The organism is Amycolatopsis thailandensis (assembly GCF_002234405.1).
In the GTDB taxonomy this organism is placed as follows: domain Bacteria; phylum Actinomycetota; class Actinomycetes; order Mycobacteriales; family Pseudonocardiaceae; genus Amycolatopsis; species Amycolatopsis thailandensis.
In genome coordinates this window covers 1-13589 of sequence record NZ_NMQT01000087.1, presented here as the reverse complement: position 1 = coordinate 13589, position 13589 = coordinate 1, and the positions used below count along the sequence as shown (strand labels likewise).

Here is a 13589-nt window from a genome sequence, read left to right as displayed (position 1 = left end):
TCACTACCTTCAGGGTCAGGGTCTCGGCAAAGTCGCGTATGCGGGTGTCGTGATCAACGGAGGATCGGGGACGTTGAGTGTCCCGGATCTTCCGTTGATCAAGGTCCAAGACCGGGCATCCCCGGCGACGATGTAGGAATTGGGACGTTCAACGTCCCAATTCCTACATCGTCACGCCCTGGCAGCCGCGAAACCACCACTCACGCCAAGTCAGGCGTGGGTAGGTAAACACCCGGTCCGCTCTAACCCGAAACATCACTCACGACGACCTGGACCGACCTATGCGTGGGTGGTGTCGGGGGGGGTGTTGTGAAAGCCACTTTCGCAACCTTCAACGTTGCGAAAGTGGCTTTCACAACCTCCTTGACCAGTGGAGAGGCGACTTTGCCGAGACCCTGACCTTCAAGGTAGGCAAGGAGGCCTTCACGACGCACGAGGCCAGGCCGCGGGGGAAGCAAGGGACCTTTGCTATCGCCTAGGCCTCTGACCTGCGAAAAGACAGCAAGGGACCTTTGCTGTCGCGTCGCCGGGCCCACCGCTGTGGCAGTCTGGAGTTCATGCAGGTCAAGACCGGCCGTTGGGCCCGGCTCGCCACGGTCGGCCAGGCCCACTGGTTCTTCGGGAACCTCTACGAAGCCGTCGTCGACGTTCCCCGCCTCACCGGCGATCGCTCCCCCGGGCTCCTCGCGTCCGGCAGCCCCGCGCGCTACTTCATCCCGGCGGCGCCCGCGACGATCGCGTCGACGGCGCTCGCCCTCACCGGCAGCTGGCACGACGGCGGCGATCGGCGCGCGATCGTCACCGCCGCCGCGGGCACGGCCGTCGCCACCGGCATCACGGTCCACCTCGTGCGTTCGGTCAACTTGACGCTGCTGAGGGAACAGCCGGACCAGGTCCGGCGCGAAGAACTCGCCAAGAAATGGCATCGCGCGAACCTGGTCCGGCTGGCTCTGCTCATCGTCGTACGGTTTGCTTTCCGCCGAGCCACAGCAGACCGTCGACGGTGAAACGGTTCTGCACCTCACTCGCGAAGGTCGACGAGAGCGGCTGGTTCGTCTCGTAGTTCATCTTGTTGTGCCCGAAGTTGGCGTACAGCATCTTGTACTTGTTGTTGGTCCAGAGGATCGGGTAGTACCCGCTGTACCAGGACTGGTTCGGATCGCTCCCCAGCGGGAAGCTCACCGGGTCCACCGACGCGAGGATCCTGATGTCCGGATTCTTGCGCAGGTCGTTGTTCCAGGCGTACCACTCGCTCACCGAAGAGGTGAACGTCGCGGGCAGCCGCGTGGTCGACGGGTGCGGCCGGTTCTCCACCTTGAGCGTCGCCGTCGTCGGACCCCAGGTGTTGGACTTGAACCCGCCGGTGCCCAGGAACCTGTTGTGGTACCAGTCCCAAGCCGACGGGTTGGTGTTGAAAGCCGCCACGTGGAAACCGAAGAACGCGCCGCCCGCGTTCATGTACCGCTCGAAGCCCGAGCGCTGCGCCGAGGTCTGCGGCAGGTCGTCCAGGAACAGCGCGACCTGGTATTGCGAGGGCTGAAGCGAGTTGAGCTGGTTCCAGTTGTTGGTCGCGGTGTAGCTGAAGTTGTTCTGTGAAGCGGTTTTCGGGAACCACTGGTTGGCTTCCTTGACGAAGCTGATGTGCGCCGCGTCGTAGGTTCCGTTGTAGAAGGCCAGCACCTTGAACGCGGGTGCCGCCTGCGCCGTCACCGGCGCCATCGCCAGCGCGAGACACGAAACGAACAGCAGAGCGAGCCGGACCGCGAATCTCCTCATACCTCACCACCCATGCCGATAGCGAAGGCCGAACCCGAACGGGAACAGCCCGGACTTTCCATCACCGACGTTGATCGGCTGCTGGTCGGCGCTGCGCATCCACGTCACCGGCAACTTGCCGGTGGGGTTGTAGTCACCGAAGAGGACGTCCGCGACGCCCTGGCCTTCCGAGCCGGGCAGCCACGACGCGATCAGCCCGTCCCAGTCCGGCAGCTGCGGAGCGATGTCCAGCGGCCGCCCGGAAACGAGCACCACCACGGTCGGCACCCCGCTGTCCTGAAGGCGCTTCAAGGTCGCCAGATCTTCGGCGTCGAGCCCCATTCCCTCCGGCTTGTCACCGCGCCCCTCGGCGTACGGCGTCTCCCCGACCACCGCGACCGCGACGTCATAGGACCCGTCGATCCCGTTCGCGTCCTTGTCGAAGGTGACCGTGGACGAGGGTTTCGCGGTGTGCCGGATCCCTTGCAGGATGGTCGTTCCCTCGGTGACCGGGCCGCTCTTGCCTTGCCAGCCGACGGTCCAGCCGCCGCTCTGGTTGCCGATGTCGTCGGCGCTCTTGCCCGCGACGAAGATCCGGTTGCGTGCCTTGTCCAGCGGCAGCACCCGGTTCTCGTTCTTCAGCAGTACCTGCGATTCGCGGACGGCCTTCCGCGCGAGGGCGCGATGCTCGTCGCTGCCGATGGTCTTGACGAACCGGCGATCGGTCAGCGGCCGCTCGAAAAGGCCCAGCTCGAACTTCTTCGTGAGGATGCGCCGGTTCGCGTCGTCGATCCGCTCCCGCGTGACCCGCCCGGCGAGGACTTCGGCCTTCAGCGTGTCCATGAACTTCTGGTATTCGAAGGGTACCATGACCATGTCGATGCCGGCGTTGATCGACGCGGTGACCTCGGCCGGGGTGAAGCCGGGTTGCCGGTCGATCTGGTCGATGCCGTTGTAGTCCGAGATCACGAGGCCGGAGAACCCGAGCTCGCCCTTGAGCACGTCGTTGATCAGGTAGGAACCGGCGTGCATCTTGAGGCCGTTCCAGCTGCTGTAGGAGATCATCACCGACCCGACGCCGCGGCGCACGGCCTCACGGAACGGCGGTAAGTGCACCGCGCGGAGTTCGGCTTCGCTGATGTCGGTCTCGCCCTGATCGTCGCCGCCGGTCGTGCCGCCGTCGCCGATGTAGTGTTTCGCGGTCGCGAGAACCGAGCCCGGCGCGGACAGTGAACGGCCCTGCATGCCATCGATGGCCGTCGTCATCGCGGTGGCGATTTCCGGTACCTCACCGAAGGATTCGTACGTCCGGCCCCACCGATCGTTGCGCGCGACGCACAGGCAGGGCGCGAAGTTCCAGTCGATCCCGGTGCCCGACACCTCTTCCGCGGTCGCGCGGCCGATCTTCTCGACCAGTTCTGGATCGCGCGTCGCGCCGAGCCCGATGTTATGCGGGAAGACGGTGGCGCCGTAGAGCCCGTTGTGGCCGTGGACGGCGTCGACGCCGTAGATCAGCGGAATGCCGAGCCGGGTGGCGAGCGCTTCTTTCTGGAAACCGTCGTACATGTCGGCCCAGGTCACCGCGTTGTTCGGGGTCGGCTGGGAGCTGCCGCCGGAGAGCAGGGAGCCGAGCAGCCCCCTGGTGACGTCGCCGGGCGCCTTGATGCCGAGGCGTTCGGCCTGCGTCATCTGGCCGATCTTCTCTTCGAGCGTCATGCGTGACAGCAGATCGGCGACGCGGACCTTCACCGGCCGCCAGGCGTCCCGGTACGCGGGGCCGTTTCCGGCCAGTGCCGGGGTGTGCGACCCCAGCACGAGCGCGGCGGTCACTATCCCCAGGGTGAATCTCCGCATCCGGGTCCTCCTCGACACACGGGCGTAAGTTCAAGGCTTGAATTAACGCATGACACGGCGTCCATGGTCTAGACCTGCGAAAAACACGGTTCCCACTGACCGACATCGGCCCGGATCGATAACCTGGGAATTATGGAACTGCGGGATATCGAGATCTTCCTGGCGCTGGCCGACGAACTGCATTTCGGCCGCACCGCGGAACGGCTGCACGTCTCGCAGGCACGGGTGAGCCAGTCGATCAAACAGGTCGAGCGCCGGATCGGCGCGCCGCTGTTCGCCCGCACCAGCAGGCGGGTCCGGCTCACGCCGATCGGCGAACGGCTCCGGGACGACCTCGGCCCCGCGTACCGCGCGCTGCACGAGGGGATCGATCGCGCGGTCGCGGCCGGACGCGGGATCGGCGGCGTGCTGCGACTGGGCTTCGAGGCACCCGGCGTCGCCGATCTGATCGAAGAACCGCTCAACCGTTTCCGGCAGCGCTACCCGGACACGGAACTGCTCATCCGCGAGGCCGATTTCGCCGACCCGTTCGCGATGCTGCGCTCGAGTGAAATCGACGTACTGGTGACCCTGCTGCCGGTCGACGAAGCCGATCTCGCCACCGGACCGGCCGTGTACACCGAACCGATGGTGCTCGCGGTGTCGTCGAAACACCCTTTCGCGCGACGAAAATCCGTCACCCTGGACGACCTCGCCCGCGACACGGTCCTCCGCGCGGCGCATCCGCCGGAGCCGTACTGGATCGAGGAACCGCGGCGCTGGCTGACCCCGGCCGGGCACCCCGTGACCCGGGGCAAGCCCTTCGCGACGTTTCAGGAACTGCTCGCCGCGACCGCCACCGGCGCCGGCATCTGCCCGCTAGCCGCACACGCGCGCGAGTACTTCAGCCACCCGCGAATCCGCTTCGTGCCCTTCGCCGGTTCGCCCGACGTCGAGTGGGGGCTCGTCTGGCCGCGCTCCGCCGAGACTGCCCGCGTACAGGCCTTCGCGACCGTCGCCTCCGCTTCGCTCCCCTGACTTCCCGCACTCCGACTCCCGCATTTCGTCCTCTGAATGCGGCGGGAGGGAACACGAATCGCCACTTGCGGCCCCCTCTGTGGAAGCGGCGCCGGCTCGCGGCCAATGCCGGTGTCGCGAAAGCCACTTTCGGGACGTCCGATGTCCCGAAAGTGGCTTTCGCGACGTCCGAGGTCGGGTGGGGGATGCGAGGAATTCAGCACTCACGATCGCCCCCCCATCACTCTTACCGATGCCTCTGGCCCACAGGAACGCGTTGCGAAAGCCTCTTTCACAACGTTGAAGGTTGCGAAAGAGGCTTTCGCAACGCGTCCCTCACCGCCTCAAGTACATGAAGGCCCCCTTCCCGCACCTAGGCGCAAGGAAGGGGGCCTTCATGTACTTCCGATGAGCTAGCCGAGGGTCTTCTCGACCCAGTCCTGCTCCAGCTTCACGACCTGACCGTTCACAGCCACTGTCGGCGTGCCGAAACCGGGCCCGCTGCCGAAGTCCTGCTGCAACGAGGGATCCGTCGAGATCTTCTTGTACGCGTCCTGGATCTGCTGCTCGTAGACGCCGGTGTTGATCGCCGTCACGAAGGCCGGGTCGGTGATCCCGACGTCCTGCCCGAGCTTGATCAGCTGCGCCTTGTCGAACCCGCGCGCGCCCTCCTGCGGCTGATCCTTGAACAGCGCGTCGTGGAAGGCGAGGAACTTGCCCGCGTCGGCCGCGGCGAGCGAGGCGTTGGCCGAGTCCATCGAGTAACCCGGCGGGTCGGAGCGCTGGTTGAGCATCGGCAGCATGTGGTACCGGATGGTCAGCGTCCCGTTGTTCACCTGCTCGTGGAGCTTGTCCTTGAACGTCTCCTCGAACTGCTTGCAGATCGGGCACAGGAAGTCGGCGTAGACGTCGATGGTCTTCGCGGCCCCGGGCTTGCCGGCGCTCACGACGGCTCCGTCGCGCTTCTCGACGACACCGGGTGCCCAGGTGCCCGTCGGTACCGCGATGTCCTTGCCTTCGGTGGAGTTCTTGCTGGACGTCGTCCAGATCACGCCGCCGATCACCAGCGCGGCGAGCACGACCACCGCGACGGTGATCGCGACGACCTTCTTCTTGTCGCCGCCCGCGACGCCCCTGGCCTGTGCCACCGAGCGTGCCGCCGTTTCCTGCTGCTTGCGTTTCCGAGCGTTGCGCTCAGCTCCACCCACGATTATTCGTTCCCTTCAGCGATACCCACATAGTCGTCGTCGGCGGGGCCCCCGGAGTTCCCGAGCCAGCCGTCCACCGACAGCCAGGTCCGCGGCCGCACGATCAGCCAGACACCGAGGAGCGCGAACCCGAGGTCCCTGGCGATCTCCTGCGGATACTGCGTCTGATCCGCGGCGATCTGACCGCCACCGCCGAAGCAGCCGCAGTCGATGCTCAGCCCGCGCGCCCAGGATTGGGCGATCGCGGCGATGAGCACCGCCAGCAGCAGCACCGACAGCACCGACACCCACCGGGTCACGAACCCGGCGAGCAGCAACAGGCCGAGCGCCAGCTCGATGAGCGGCATCCCGATCGCGACCGGTCGGACGAACCCGTCCGGCAGGACGTCGAAGGCCTGCACCGCGATGTAGGTCTGCCCCGGATCGCTGATCTTCAGCGCTCCGGAGACCAACCAGACGGCGGCGAGTCCGAGCCGGGCGAGTGTGCCCACGGCGTCGAGTACGACTTGGGGCGGTCTACGCACGGGCTTAGGCTAGCCGTCGACCCTGAGAACAACGTGAGGCGGCGGACGGAGGCACCCGATGAGGGGACGCGCCCTGCTGATGGCCTGGTTGATGCTGGTCACAGCGGCGGCGGCCTGCGGCAAGGAGGCCGGTCCGTCGGATTCCCTGGTCGCCCGCGCCGTCGCGTTCAACAAACTCACCATCGGCATCCGCTTCGACCAGCCGGGACTCTCCAAACAGACGGTCGACGGCCGCTATGTCGGTTTCGACGTCGACGTGGCGAAATACATCGCGAGTGAATTGGGCGTCGACGAAGATCACATCACCTGGCACGACAGCAGGCCGTCGTCGCGCGAGACCGACATCACCTCCGGGATCACGGATCTGATGGTGGCGACCTATTCGATCACCGAAAAGCGCAAACAGGTCGTCGCTTTCGCCGGGCCCTATTTCGACACCGGCCAGGACCTGCTCGTCCGGCTCCGGTCGACCGACATCACCGGTCCCGAAAACCTCAACGGCCGCAAGCTGTGCGCCGTGGGCGGCACCACCTCGGCCGAGCAGGTGCGCGACAAGTTCGCGCAGGCCGTCCAGCTCGTCGAGTACCCGCGCTACCAGGATTGCGTCACCGCGCTGCTCGCGGGACAGGTGGACGCGGTGACCACCGACGACGTCATCCTCGCCGGTTACGTGGCACAGAACCCGGAGTTGCTGAGGGTCGTCGGCAAACCGTTCTCGAAGGAGAAATACGGCGTCGGCCTGCGCAAGGACGACATCGAGGGCCGGGCGGCGGTGGCCAAGGCCGTCCGGAAGATGATCTCGTCCGGGGAATGGCTCGAATCGCTGAACCGCAACATCGGCCCGTCCGGCTACCGGATCCCGCCCCCGCCGCAGGTCACCGAGCAGTGACCCTTCCCGATCTGCCGGTTCGCGCCGTCCTGCCCGAACTCGAAGCCGCGCTCGACGCCCACGGCACCGCTGTCCTCGTCGCGCCTCCTGGAACCGGCAAGACCACGCTGGTGCCGCTCGCCCTGGACAACGGCGAAGGGCGGGTGATCGTCGCCGAGCCGAGGCGACTCGCCGCGCGCGCCGCGGCGTCGCGGATGGCGTCGCTGCTGGGCGAACGGGTCGGTGAGACGGTCGGCTATTCGGTGCGCGGAGACCGGAAGGTGTCTTCTTCGACGCGGATCGAAGTGGTCACCTCGGGGCTGCTGGTCCGGCGGGTGCAGAGCGATCCCGAACTGGCCGGGGTTTCGACCGTCCTGCTCGACGAATGCCACGAACGCCACCTCGACGCGGATCTGTTGCTCGCGCTGCTGCTGGACGTCCGCGCCGGGCTGCGGGACGATCTGCGCCTGCTCGCGACGTCCGCCACCGTGGCCGCGGGACGGCTGGCGGCCCTGCTCGGGGACGCGCCGGTGATCACCGCTCAGGCGCGGACCTATCCGGTCGACGTCTCGTACTCCCCGCCCGTGCGCGGTGAGCGGATCGAGGCGACCGTGGTCCGCGCGATCCACAAAGCACTGTCCGAAGGAGACGGTGACGTGCTCGCTTTCCTGCCGGGCGCGGGCGAGATCGCCAGGGTGAGCGGGTTGCTCGACGGCCTGGACGCGGACGTGCTGCCGCTGCACGGACGGCTTTCGGCGGCGAGTCAGGACGACGCGCTGCGCCCGCGCGCCCGCCACCGGGTGGTGCTTTCGACGTCGGTCGCCGAATCGAGTCTGACCGTGCCAGGCGTACGCGCGGTGGTGGACTGCGGGCTGTCCCGGGTGCCGCGGGTCGATCACCGGCGCGGCCTGCCGGGGCTGGCGACGGTCCGGGTTTCGGCCGCGGTGGCGGAACAGCGTGCCGGTCGCGCCGGACGTGAGGCGCCGGGACGCGCGTACCGGTGCTGGGCGGCGCACGAACAGGGTTCCCTGCCCGCGTATCCCGAACCCGAGATCAAGACGGCGGAACTGGCGCGGTTCGCGCTCGAACTCGCGTGCTGGTCCACTCCGGACGGTTCCGGCCTCGCCTGGTGGGATCCGCCCGGCGAAGGCGCGCTGGCCGCCGGTCGCGCGTTGCTGATCACGCTCGGGGCGACCGCGGAAGACGGGACGGTGACCGAACGCGGGCGGAAGATGGCCGGGCTGGGCCTGCATCCGCGGCTGGCGCGGGCGCTGCTCGACGGCGCGGCGCGGACCAACGCGCGTTCGGCCGCCGAGGTCGTCGCGCTGCTGGACAGCGGTGGCACACTGACCGACCTCGAAGCCGAACTGCGCCGGGTGCGGAGCGACGAACGCTGGAAATCCGACGTGCGGCGGCTCTCCAAGCTGGTGCCCGACGGTGGCGGCGCGGCCGATCCGGCGCTGGTCGTGGCGCTGGCGCATCCCGAACGGCTCGCGCGACGACGTTCCGCGGGAACGCCGGTCTATCTGATGGCCGGTGGGACCGCGGCCGAACTGCCGCGCGGCAGCGGGCTGGCCGACGTCGAATGGCTGGCGGTGGCCGAAGCGACCCGGGATCCCGGCCGCGCGCAGGGCGTCATCCGGCTGGCCGCGCCCGCGGACGAGGATCTCGCCGTCCGCGCGGCGCCGAATCTGGTTTCGGCGGCGGACGAAGTGCGCTGGGCTTCGGGCGACGTCGTGGCACGTTCGGTGCGACGGCTCGGGGCGATCGTGCTGTCGGAGAAGCCGTTGCGCTCACCCGCGCCGGACGCGATCCGAGCCGCCCTGCTGGACGGTTTGCGCGCCGAAGGGCTCGGTCTGCTGCGGTGGTCGGAGGACGGGCGTCGCCTGCGCGAACGGTTGTCGTTCCTGCATCGGGTGCTGGGCTCGCCTTGGCCGGCGGTCTCCGACACCGCGCTGCTGTCCACTTTGGACAACTGGCTCGATCTCGGCTCGGCGCGGCGGCGATCGGATCTCGCCTCACTGGACGCGGGTGCCGCTTTGCGCGGACTGTTGCCCTGGCCCGAAGCGTCGCGTTTGGACGAGCTGGCGCCGGACCGGCTGGAAGTCCCGTCGGGTTCGCGGATCCGGGTCGACTACTCGAGTGAACAGCCGGTGCTGGCCGTGAAACTCCAGGAAACCTTCGGCTGGCTCGCGACGCCGGAACTGGCCGGCGTTCCCGTCGTCCTGCACCTGCTCTCCCCCGCCGGACGGCCCGCCGCCGTCACCGCCGACCTGGAGTCTTTCTGGCGCAACGGTTACGCGGCCGTGCGCGCCGACCTTCGCGGGCGCTACCCGAAGCATCCCTGGCCGGAGGACCCGCTGAGCGCCGCGCCGACCCGGCGGACCACCCAGCGCCGGATGTCATGAAAGGGGCTTTCAGGACATCTTTCGTCCTGAAAGCCCCTTTCATGACACTCGCGAGAGACGTGACCGGTCAGTCCATCATCTGGTGCTGAGGCCGGGTCGGCAGCTGTGACGCCAGTTCCTCGTCGTCCTCACGCTCGTTCAACCCGAGCTGCACCGCGCTCCGGATCTGCTCGCGGTTCTCCCGCACCACATGCGCGAAGAACTCGTCGATGCGCGGGTCCGTCAGCACCTCGAGGATCACCCGCATCGCGGTGTCGATCACCGAACGCACCACCTCGTCGTGGAACGGGAGCTTCGAAAGCCGCCCCGCCTGCGGGTCGTTCTTGAGCTTCTCGGCGATGATCCCGCGCAGCAGCGTCTGGTTGTCGCCCAATGAGCGCGCGAGATTCTGGGGGTAGTTCCCGGTTTCCAGCACTTTGACGACCTCGTCGAGCACCGCGATCGTGATCGGCTTCTTGATCGCCAGCACGATCGGCCGCGAAAGCCGTTCGACCAGGCGCTGGGTGAACCGTTCCCCGAAAGCGCGGTCGGCCGTGCGCGCGAGCCGGACGAGCACGACCAGGACCCGCAGCAGCCGGAAGCCGCGCAGCGCCGGATGCGCGATCGGGATCATGCCGAGGATCTCGTACCAGTTGCGCAGCGGAAACCACTTCTCCCAGCCGTTGCGCCGCCACCGCCACAGGAATTCGAGCGCGAAGATCCCGCACACCGTCGTGTCGATGATGAAGACGGTGTGCGCCGTCTCGTCCGAATGCGGGAAGAACGTCACGTAGACGAGCAGTCCGACGGAGAACACGGCGAGGACGAGCATCACCAGGTCGAGCGGATTCACGCGCCGTTGTTCGCGGGTGGTCATGGCGCCGATTCTGCCTTTTCGCGGGGACTCGTGCCGAGCGGCACCTGCCGAAAGTAAGGGGTGACCGATGACTTCGGGGCAATGTCCGCAGGTGCCTCCGCACAGAAGACTTCAGGGACCACGAAGGAGGACGCGGATGATCACGCTTCGAGGACTGACGAAGCGCTACGGCGAGAAGACGGTGGTCGACGGGCTGACCTTCGCCGTCGAGCCGGGCAAGGTGACCGGCTTCCTCGGTCCCAACGGCGCGGGCAAGTCGACGACCATGCGGATGACGCTCGGCCTCGACGCGCCGAGTGCGGGCGAGGTCCGCATCGACGGCAAGAAGTACGTGGACCTGCGGCACCCGCTGCGCGAGGTCGGCGCGCTGCTGGAGGCCAAGGCACTGCACCCCGGCCGGAGCGCGGGCAAGCACCTCCTGGCGATGGCGCGCAGCAACGGCATCCCGGATTCCCGGGTGGACGAGGTGCTCGCGACGGTCGGGCTCACCGAGGTCGCGGGCAAACGAGCCGGGGCGTTCTCCCTCGGCATGGGGCAGCGGCTCGGCATCGCCGGCGCGCTGTTGGGCGATCCGCGGGTGCTGATGTTCGACGAGCCGGTCAACGGCCTCGACCCCGACGGCGTCCGCTGGGTGCGGCACCTGATGCGGTCACTCGCGGCGGAGGGCCGCACGGTGTTCGTGTCCAGCCATCTGATGAGCGAAATGCAGCTGACCGCCGACAGGCTGGTCATCATCGGCAAGGGAAAGCTGCTGGCAGACGCGCCTGTCGACGAGTTCATCGCGGGCAATTCGCGGACGTCGGTCGCGGTGCGGGTGCCCGTTCCCGGCGAACTGCGAGCGCTCGAACAGCGTCTGCGCGCCCTCGGCGCGACCACGGAAACCGACCGGGACGAACTGCTCGTGCACGACCTGCCCGTGCAGCGCGTCGGCGACACCGTGCACGAACTCGGCATCCGCGTGCACGAGCTGGCCGAGCGGACAGCGTCACTCGAACAGGCCTACATGGAACTGACCGCGTCGTCGGTCGAATACGGAACGGGAGTAGCGGCATGAAGTCCTTCCTGGTCATCGCTGCGGTGGTCGCCGGTCTGCTGGGGGTACCGGCGACCGCGTCGGCGGCGACCGCACCTGATCTGTCGCTGCCCGCGCCGGGCGGCCCGCTCCCGATCGGGCTGCGCACGCTGCATCTCACCGATCAGCAGCGCGCCGACCCTTGGGTGCCGGAAAAGCGGCGTGAGCTGATGGTCAACGTCTGGTACCCGGCCGTCTCGATCGGGCGTACTCCGCTGTACATGACCGGAGCGGAGTCCGCGGCGGCGGTCGCCGGACGGAAACTCGACCTGCCGCCGGACGCGCTGAGCAAGGTGCGGGTCCACTCGAAGGAGAACGCGCCTTCGCTGCCCGGACGACGTCCGCTGGTGGTGCTGTCGCCCGGGGCGGGCAACAACCGGATCACCCTGACCTCCGTGGCGGAACACCTTGCCTCGCAAGGTTTCGTGGTCGCCGGGATCGACCACGCCTACGAAGCCTGGGCGACGGAGTTCCCCGACGGGCTGCGCCAGTGTGTCGCTTGTGGACAGTCGCCCGACCCTTGGCCCGCCGCGATCGCGAACCGCGCCATCGACACGACGTTCGTCGTCGACACCTTGCTGAAGGACCGGCGCTGGTCGATCGACGCCAAGAAGATCGGGATGGCCGGTCACTCGGCCGGGGGTTCGGCGACCGCCGCCTCGATGGTCGCCGACCGGCGGATCAAGGCGGGCGTGAACGTCGACGGCCCGTTCTTCGGCACCGTTTCCCTCGACCGGCCGTTCCTGCTGATGTCCAGCCCGACCGGCAAGAAGTACTACGGAGCCTCTTGGGACGAGACCTGGCCTCGGCTCACCGGACCGAAGAAGGACCTCCCGGTCGAGAACAGCGGTCATTCGTCGGTGACCGACGCGGCGATCCTCATCGACCAACTGGGACTGCGGGCGCGACTTCCCGAGGAAGAGGTCGAGAGGCAGTACGGCTCGATCGACTCGCGGGAAGCGCTGCGGATCTTCCGTGACGAGCTGACCGGTTTCTTCAAGCAGTGGAGCGCACGATGAACGCGGTCTCTTCGGAATGGACGAAGTTCTGGTCGGTCCGCTCGACCTGGTGGTGCCTGATCAGCGGTGTCCTGCTGATGCTCGCCTACTCCGGCGCGGTGGGCCTGGCCGCGAACGCGGGCGTCGAACGCTCGATGGCCCCGCACGCCGTGGTGACCGGGGCGGCTTTCTACCTCACGCAGTTCGCCGTGGTCGCGCTGGCGACGCTGTTCGTCACGAGCGAATACGCCAGCGGCAGCATCCGCTCGACCTTGCAGTGGGTCCCGGTGCGGAACCGGGTCCTCGCGGCGAAGTCCGCCGTCCTGGTGCCGGTGCTGTTCGGCTACGGCGTCCTGAACACGCTCGCCGGCGTGGCGATCTCGGCGCCGCTGATCCCGGCGCGGGATTCCTCGGTGAGCGACGTCCTCGCGACCTCGGCGGGCATGGGCGGCTACTTCGCTCTGTTGGGCCTGCTGTGCCTCGGCCTGGGGACGGCGTTGCGGAGCACGGCGGGGACGATCGTGACGGTGTTCGTGCTGCTGGTGATGATCCCGATGTTCGCCGGTTCGCTCGGCGGGGAGGACATCGTGAACTACTTCCCCGGCTTCGCAGGTGTCAACGCGATGCTCACTTCAGGGGAGCCGAACCCGATCTTCGGCGGCGTCGCGCCCTACGCGCCCTGGGTCGGCATCGCGCTCTGTATGGCTTGGGCGGCCGCCGGTCTCCTCACCGGTTCCACCGTCCTGCGGCGGCGCGACGCCTGACGGGGAAGCAAGGGACCTTTGCTCCCGCTTGTCTCAACATCGAGAGAAGCGAGAGCAAAGGTCCCTTGCTCTCTTTTCGCAGGTGGACGCTGTGACTGTGTGGATTTCCGCTCATCCAACGCACCAAAATCCACACAGTCGCCGGACATCGAGGGTGTGTGGAAACAGGGACACTCAACGTCCCTATTTCCACACACCCCCTCGCGACAGCAAAGGTCCCTTGCTCCCTTCCCCGCCAAAACCGCAGGTCAGCGCCCCCGGCGATAGCAAAGGTCCCCTGCTACCC

Annotated in this window: 12 protein-coding genes; 7 read left to right on the top strand and 5 right to left on the bottom strand. The window is 67.7% G+C overall.

The window, feature by feature from the left end; genetic code table 11:
* The first annotated feature begins 557 nt into the window (after positions 1–557).
* Positions 558–1007: an anthrone oxygenase family protein gene (locus tag CFP71_RS23590; RefSeq protein WP_093936125.1), complete on the top strand. Its 450-nt coding sequence runs from the start codon at positions 558–560 to the stop codon at positions 1005–1007.
* Here CFP71_RS23590 and CFP71_RS23585 read toward each other — a convergent pair.
* Both CFP71_RS23585 and CFP71_RS23580 read right to left on the bottom strand, forming a co-directional pair.
* Positions 955–1776 carry a ThuA domain-containing protein gene (locus CFP71_RS23585; protein ID WP_093936124.1) on the bottom strand — a complete coding sequence of 274 codons (822 nt, stop codon included), beginning with the start codon at positions 1774–1776 and terminating at the stop codon, positions 955–957. The genes CFP71_RS23590 and CFP71_RS23585 overlap by 53 nt on opposite strands.
* A 3-nt stretch (positions 1777–1779) precedes the next feature.
* A complete protein-coding gene (locus CFP71_RS23580; RefSeq protein WP_093936123.1) occupies positions 1780–3609 on the bottom strand; it encodes a glycoside hydrolase family 3 protein in 1830 nt (609 codons plus the stop codon).
* A 132-nt stretch (positions 3610–3741) separates the two neighbouring features.
* Here CFP71_RS23580 and CFP71_RS23575 point away from each other — a divergent pair, with 132 nt between their 5' ends.
* Positions 3742–4626 (top strand): LysR family transcriptional regulator, encoded by an 885-nt coding sequence (locus CFP71_RS23575; RefSeq protein WP_093936122.1) that lies wholly within the window; start codon positions 3742–3744, stop codon positions 4624–4626.
* Between the two features lie 392 nt (positions 4627–5018).
* On the opposite strand, the gene CFP71_RS23570 is transcribed toward CFP71_RS23575, so the two are convergent.
* Positions 5019–5813: a DsbA family protein gene (locus CFP71_RS23570; RefSeq protein ID WP_093936121.1), complete on the bottom strand. Its 795-nt coding sequence runs from the start codon at positions 5811–5813 to the stop codon at positions 5019–5021.
* A gap of 2 nt (positions 5814–5815) precedes the next feature.
* Positions 5816–6304: a MauE/DoxX family redox-associated membrane protein gene (locus CFP71_RS23565; RefSeq protein ID WP_093936120.1), complete on the bottom strand. Its 489-nt coding sequence runs from the start codon at positions 6302–6304 to the stop codon at positions 5816–5818.
* 91 nt (positions 6305–6395) lie between these two features.
* Between CFP71_RS23565 and CFP71_RS23560 the strand changes: the two genes are divergently transcribed.
* Together CFP71_RS23560 and hrpB are read left to right on the top strand one after the other, a co-directional pair.
* Positions 6396–7226: a glutamate ABC transporter substrate-binding protein gene (locus tag CFP71_RS23560; protein ID WP_093936119.1), complete on the top strand. Its 831-nt coding sequence runs from the start codon at positions 6396–6398 to the stop codon at positions 7224–7226.
* The gene (gene hrpB / locus CFP71_RS23555; protein WP_093936118.1) at positions 7223–9613 is read left to right on the top strand and encodes an ATP-dependent helicase HrpB; all 2391 of its coding nucleotides are present in this window, start codon (positions 7223–7225) and stop codon (positions 9611–9613) included. Before CFP71_RS23560 ends, hrpB begins: the two co-directional genes overlap by 4 nt.
* A gap of 67 nt (positions 9614–9680) precedes the next feature.
* On the opposite strand, the gene CFP71_RS23550 is transcribed toward hrpB, so the two are convergent.
* A complete protein-coding gene (locus CFP71_RS23550) occupies positions 9681–10469 on the bottom strand; it encodes a hypothetical protein (RefSeq protein WP_093936117.1) in 789 nt (262 codons plus the stop codon).
* A 136-nt stretch (positions 10470–10605) separates the two neighbouring features.
* On the opposite strand from CFP71_RS23550, the gene CFP71_RS23545 reads away from it, so the two are divergent.
* Genes CFP71_RS23545 through CFP71_RS23535 form a run of 3 tightly spaced genes read left to right on the top strand, consistent with a single transcriptional unit; the run spans position 10606 to position 13303 of the window.
* On the top strand, positions 10606–11523 hold the full coding sequence (locus CFP71_RS23545) for an ABC transporter ATP-binding protein (RefSeq protein ID WP_093936116.1): 918 nt from the start codon (positions 10606–10608) through the stop codon (positions 11521–11523).
* Complete coding sequence (locus CFP71_RS23540) at positions 11520–12560, top strand: alpha/beta hydrolase family protein (protein ID WP_093936115.1); 1041 nt, start codon at positions 11520–11522, stop codon at positions 12558–12560. The genes CFP71_RS23545 and CFP71_RS23540 overlap by 4 nt, the downstream gene beginning before the upstream one ends.
* Positions 12557–13303: an ABC transporter permease gene (locus CFP71_RS23535; protein WP_093936165.1), complete on the top strand. Its 747-nt coding sequence runs from the start codon at positions 12557–12559 to the stop codon at positions 13301–13303. Before CFP71_RS23540 ends, CFP71_RS23535 begins: the two co-directional genes overlap by 4 nt.
* Positions 13304–13589: the final 286 nt, after the last annotated feature.

What these genes read in the sequence shown, in the direction of transcription:
- CFP71_RS23590 (WP_093936125.1), top strand. Translation starts at nt 558, where the DNA reads ATGCAGGTCAAGACCGGCCGTTGGGCCCGGCTCGCCACGGTCGGCCAG.
- CFP71_RS23585 (WP_093936124.1), bottom strand. Translation starts at nt 1,776, where the DNA reads ATGAGGAGATTCGCGGTCCGGCTCGCTCTGCTGTTCGTTTCGTGTCTC.
- CFP71_RS23580 (WP_093936123.1), bottom strand. Translation starts at nt 3,609, where the DNA reads ATGCGGAGATTCACCCTGGGGATAGTGACCGCCGCGCTCGTGCTGGGG.
- CFP71_RS23575 (WP_093936122.1), top strand. Translation starts at nt 3,742, where the DNA reads ATGGAACTGCGGGATATCGAGATCTTCCTGGCGCTGGCCGACGAACTG.
- CFP71_RS23560 (WP_093936119.1), top strand. Translation starts at nt 6,396, where the DNA reads ATGAGGGGACGCGCCCTGCTGATGGCCTGGTTGATGCTGGTCACAGCG.
- CFP71_RS23550 (WP_093936117.1), bottom strand. Translation starts at nt 10,469, where the DNA reads ATGACCACCCGCGAACAACGGCGCGTGAATCCGCTCGACCTGGTGATG.
- CFP71_RS23545 (WP_093936116.1), top strand. Translation starts at nt 10,606, where the DNA reads ATGATCACGCTTCGAGGACTGACGAAGCGCTACGGCGAGAAGACGGTG.
- CFP71_RS23540 (WP_093936115.1), top strand. Translation starts at nt 11,520, where the DNA reads ATGAAGTCCTTCCTGGTCATCGCTGCGGTGGTCGCCGGTCTGCTGGGG.
- CFP71_RS23535 (WP_093936165.1), top strand. Translation starts at nt 12,557, where the DNA reads ATGAACGCGGTCTCTTCGGAATGGACGAAGTTCTGGTCGGTCCGCTCG.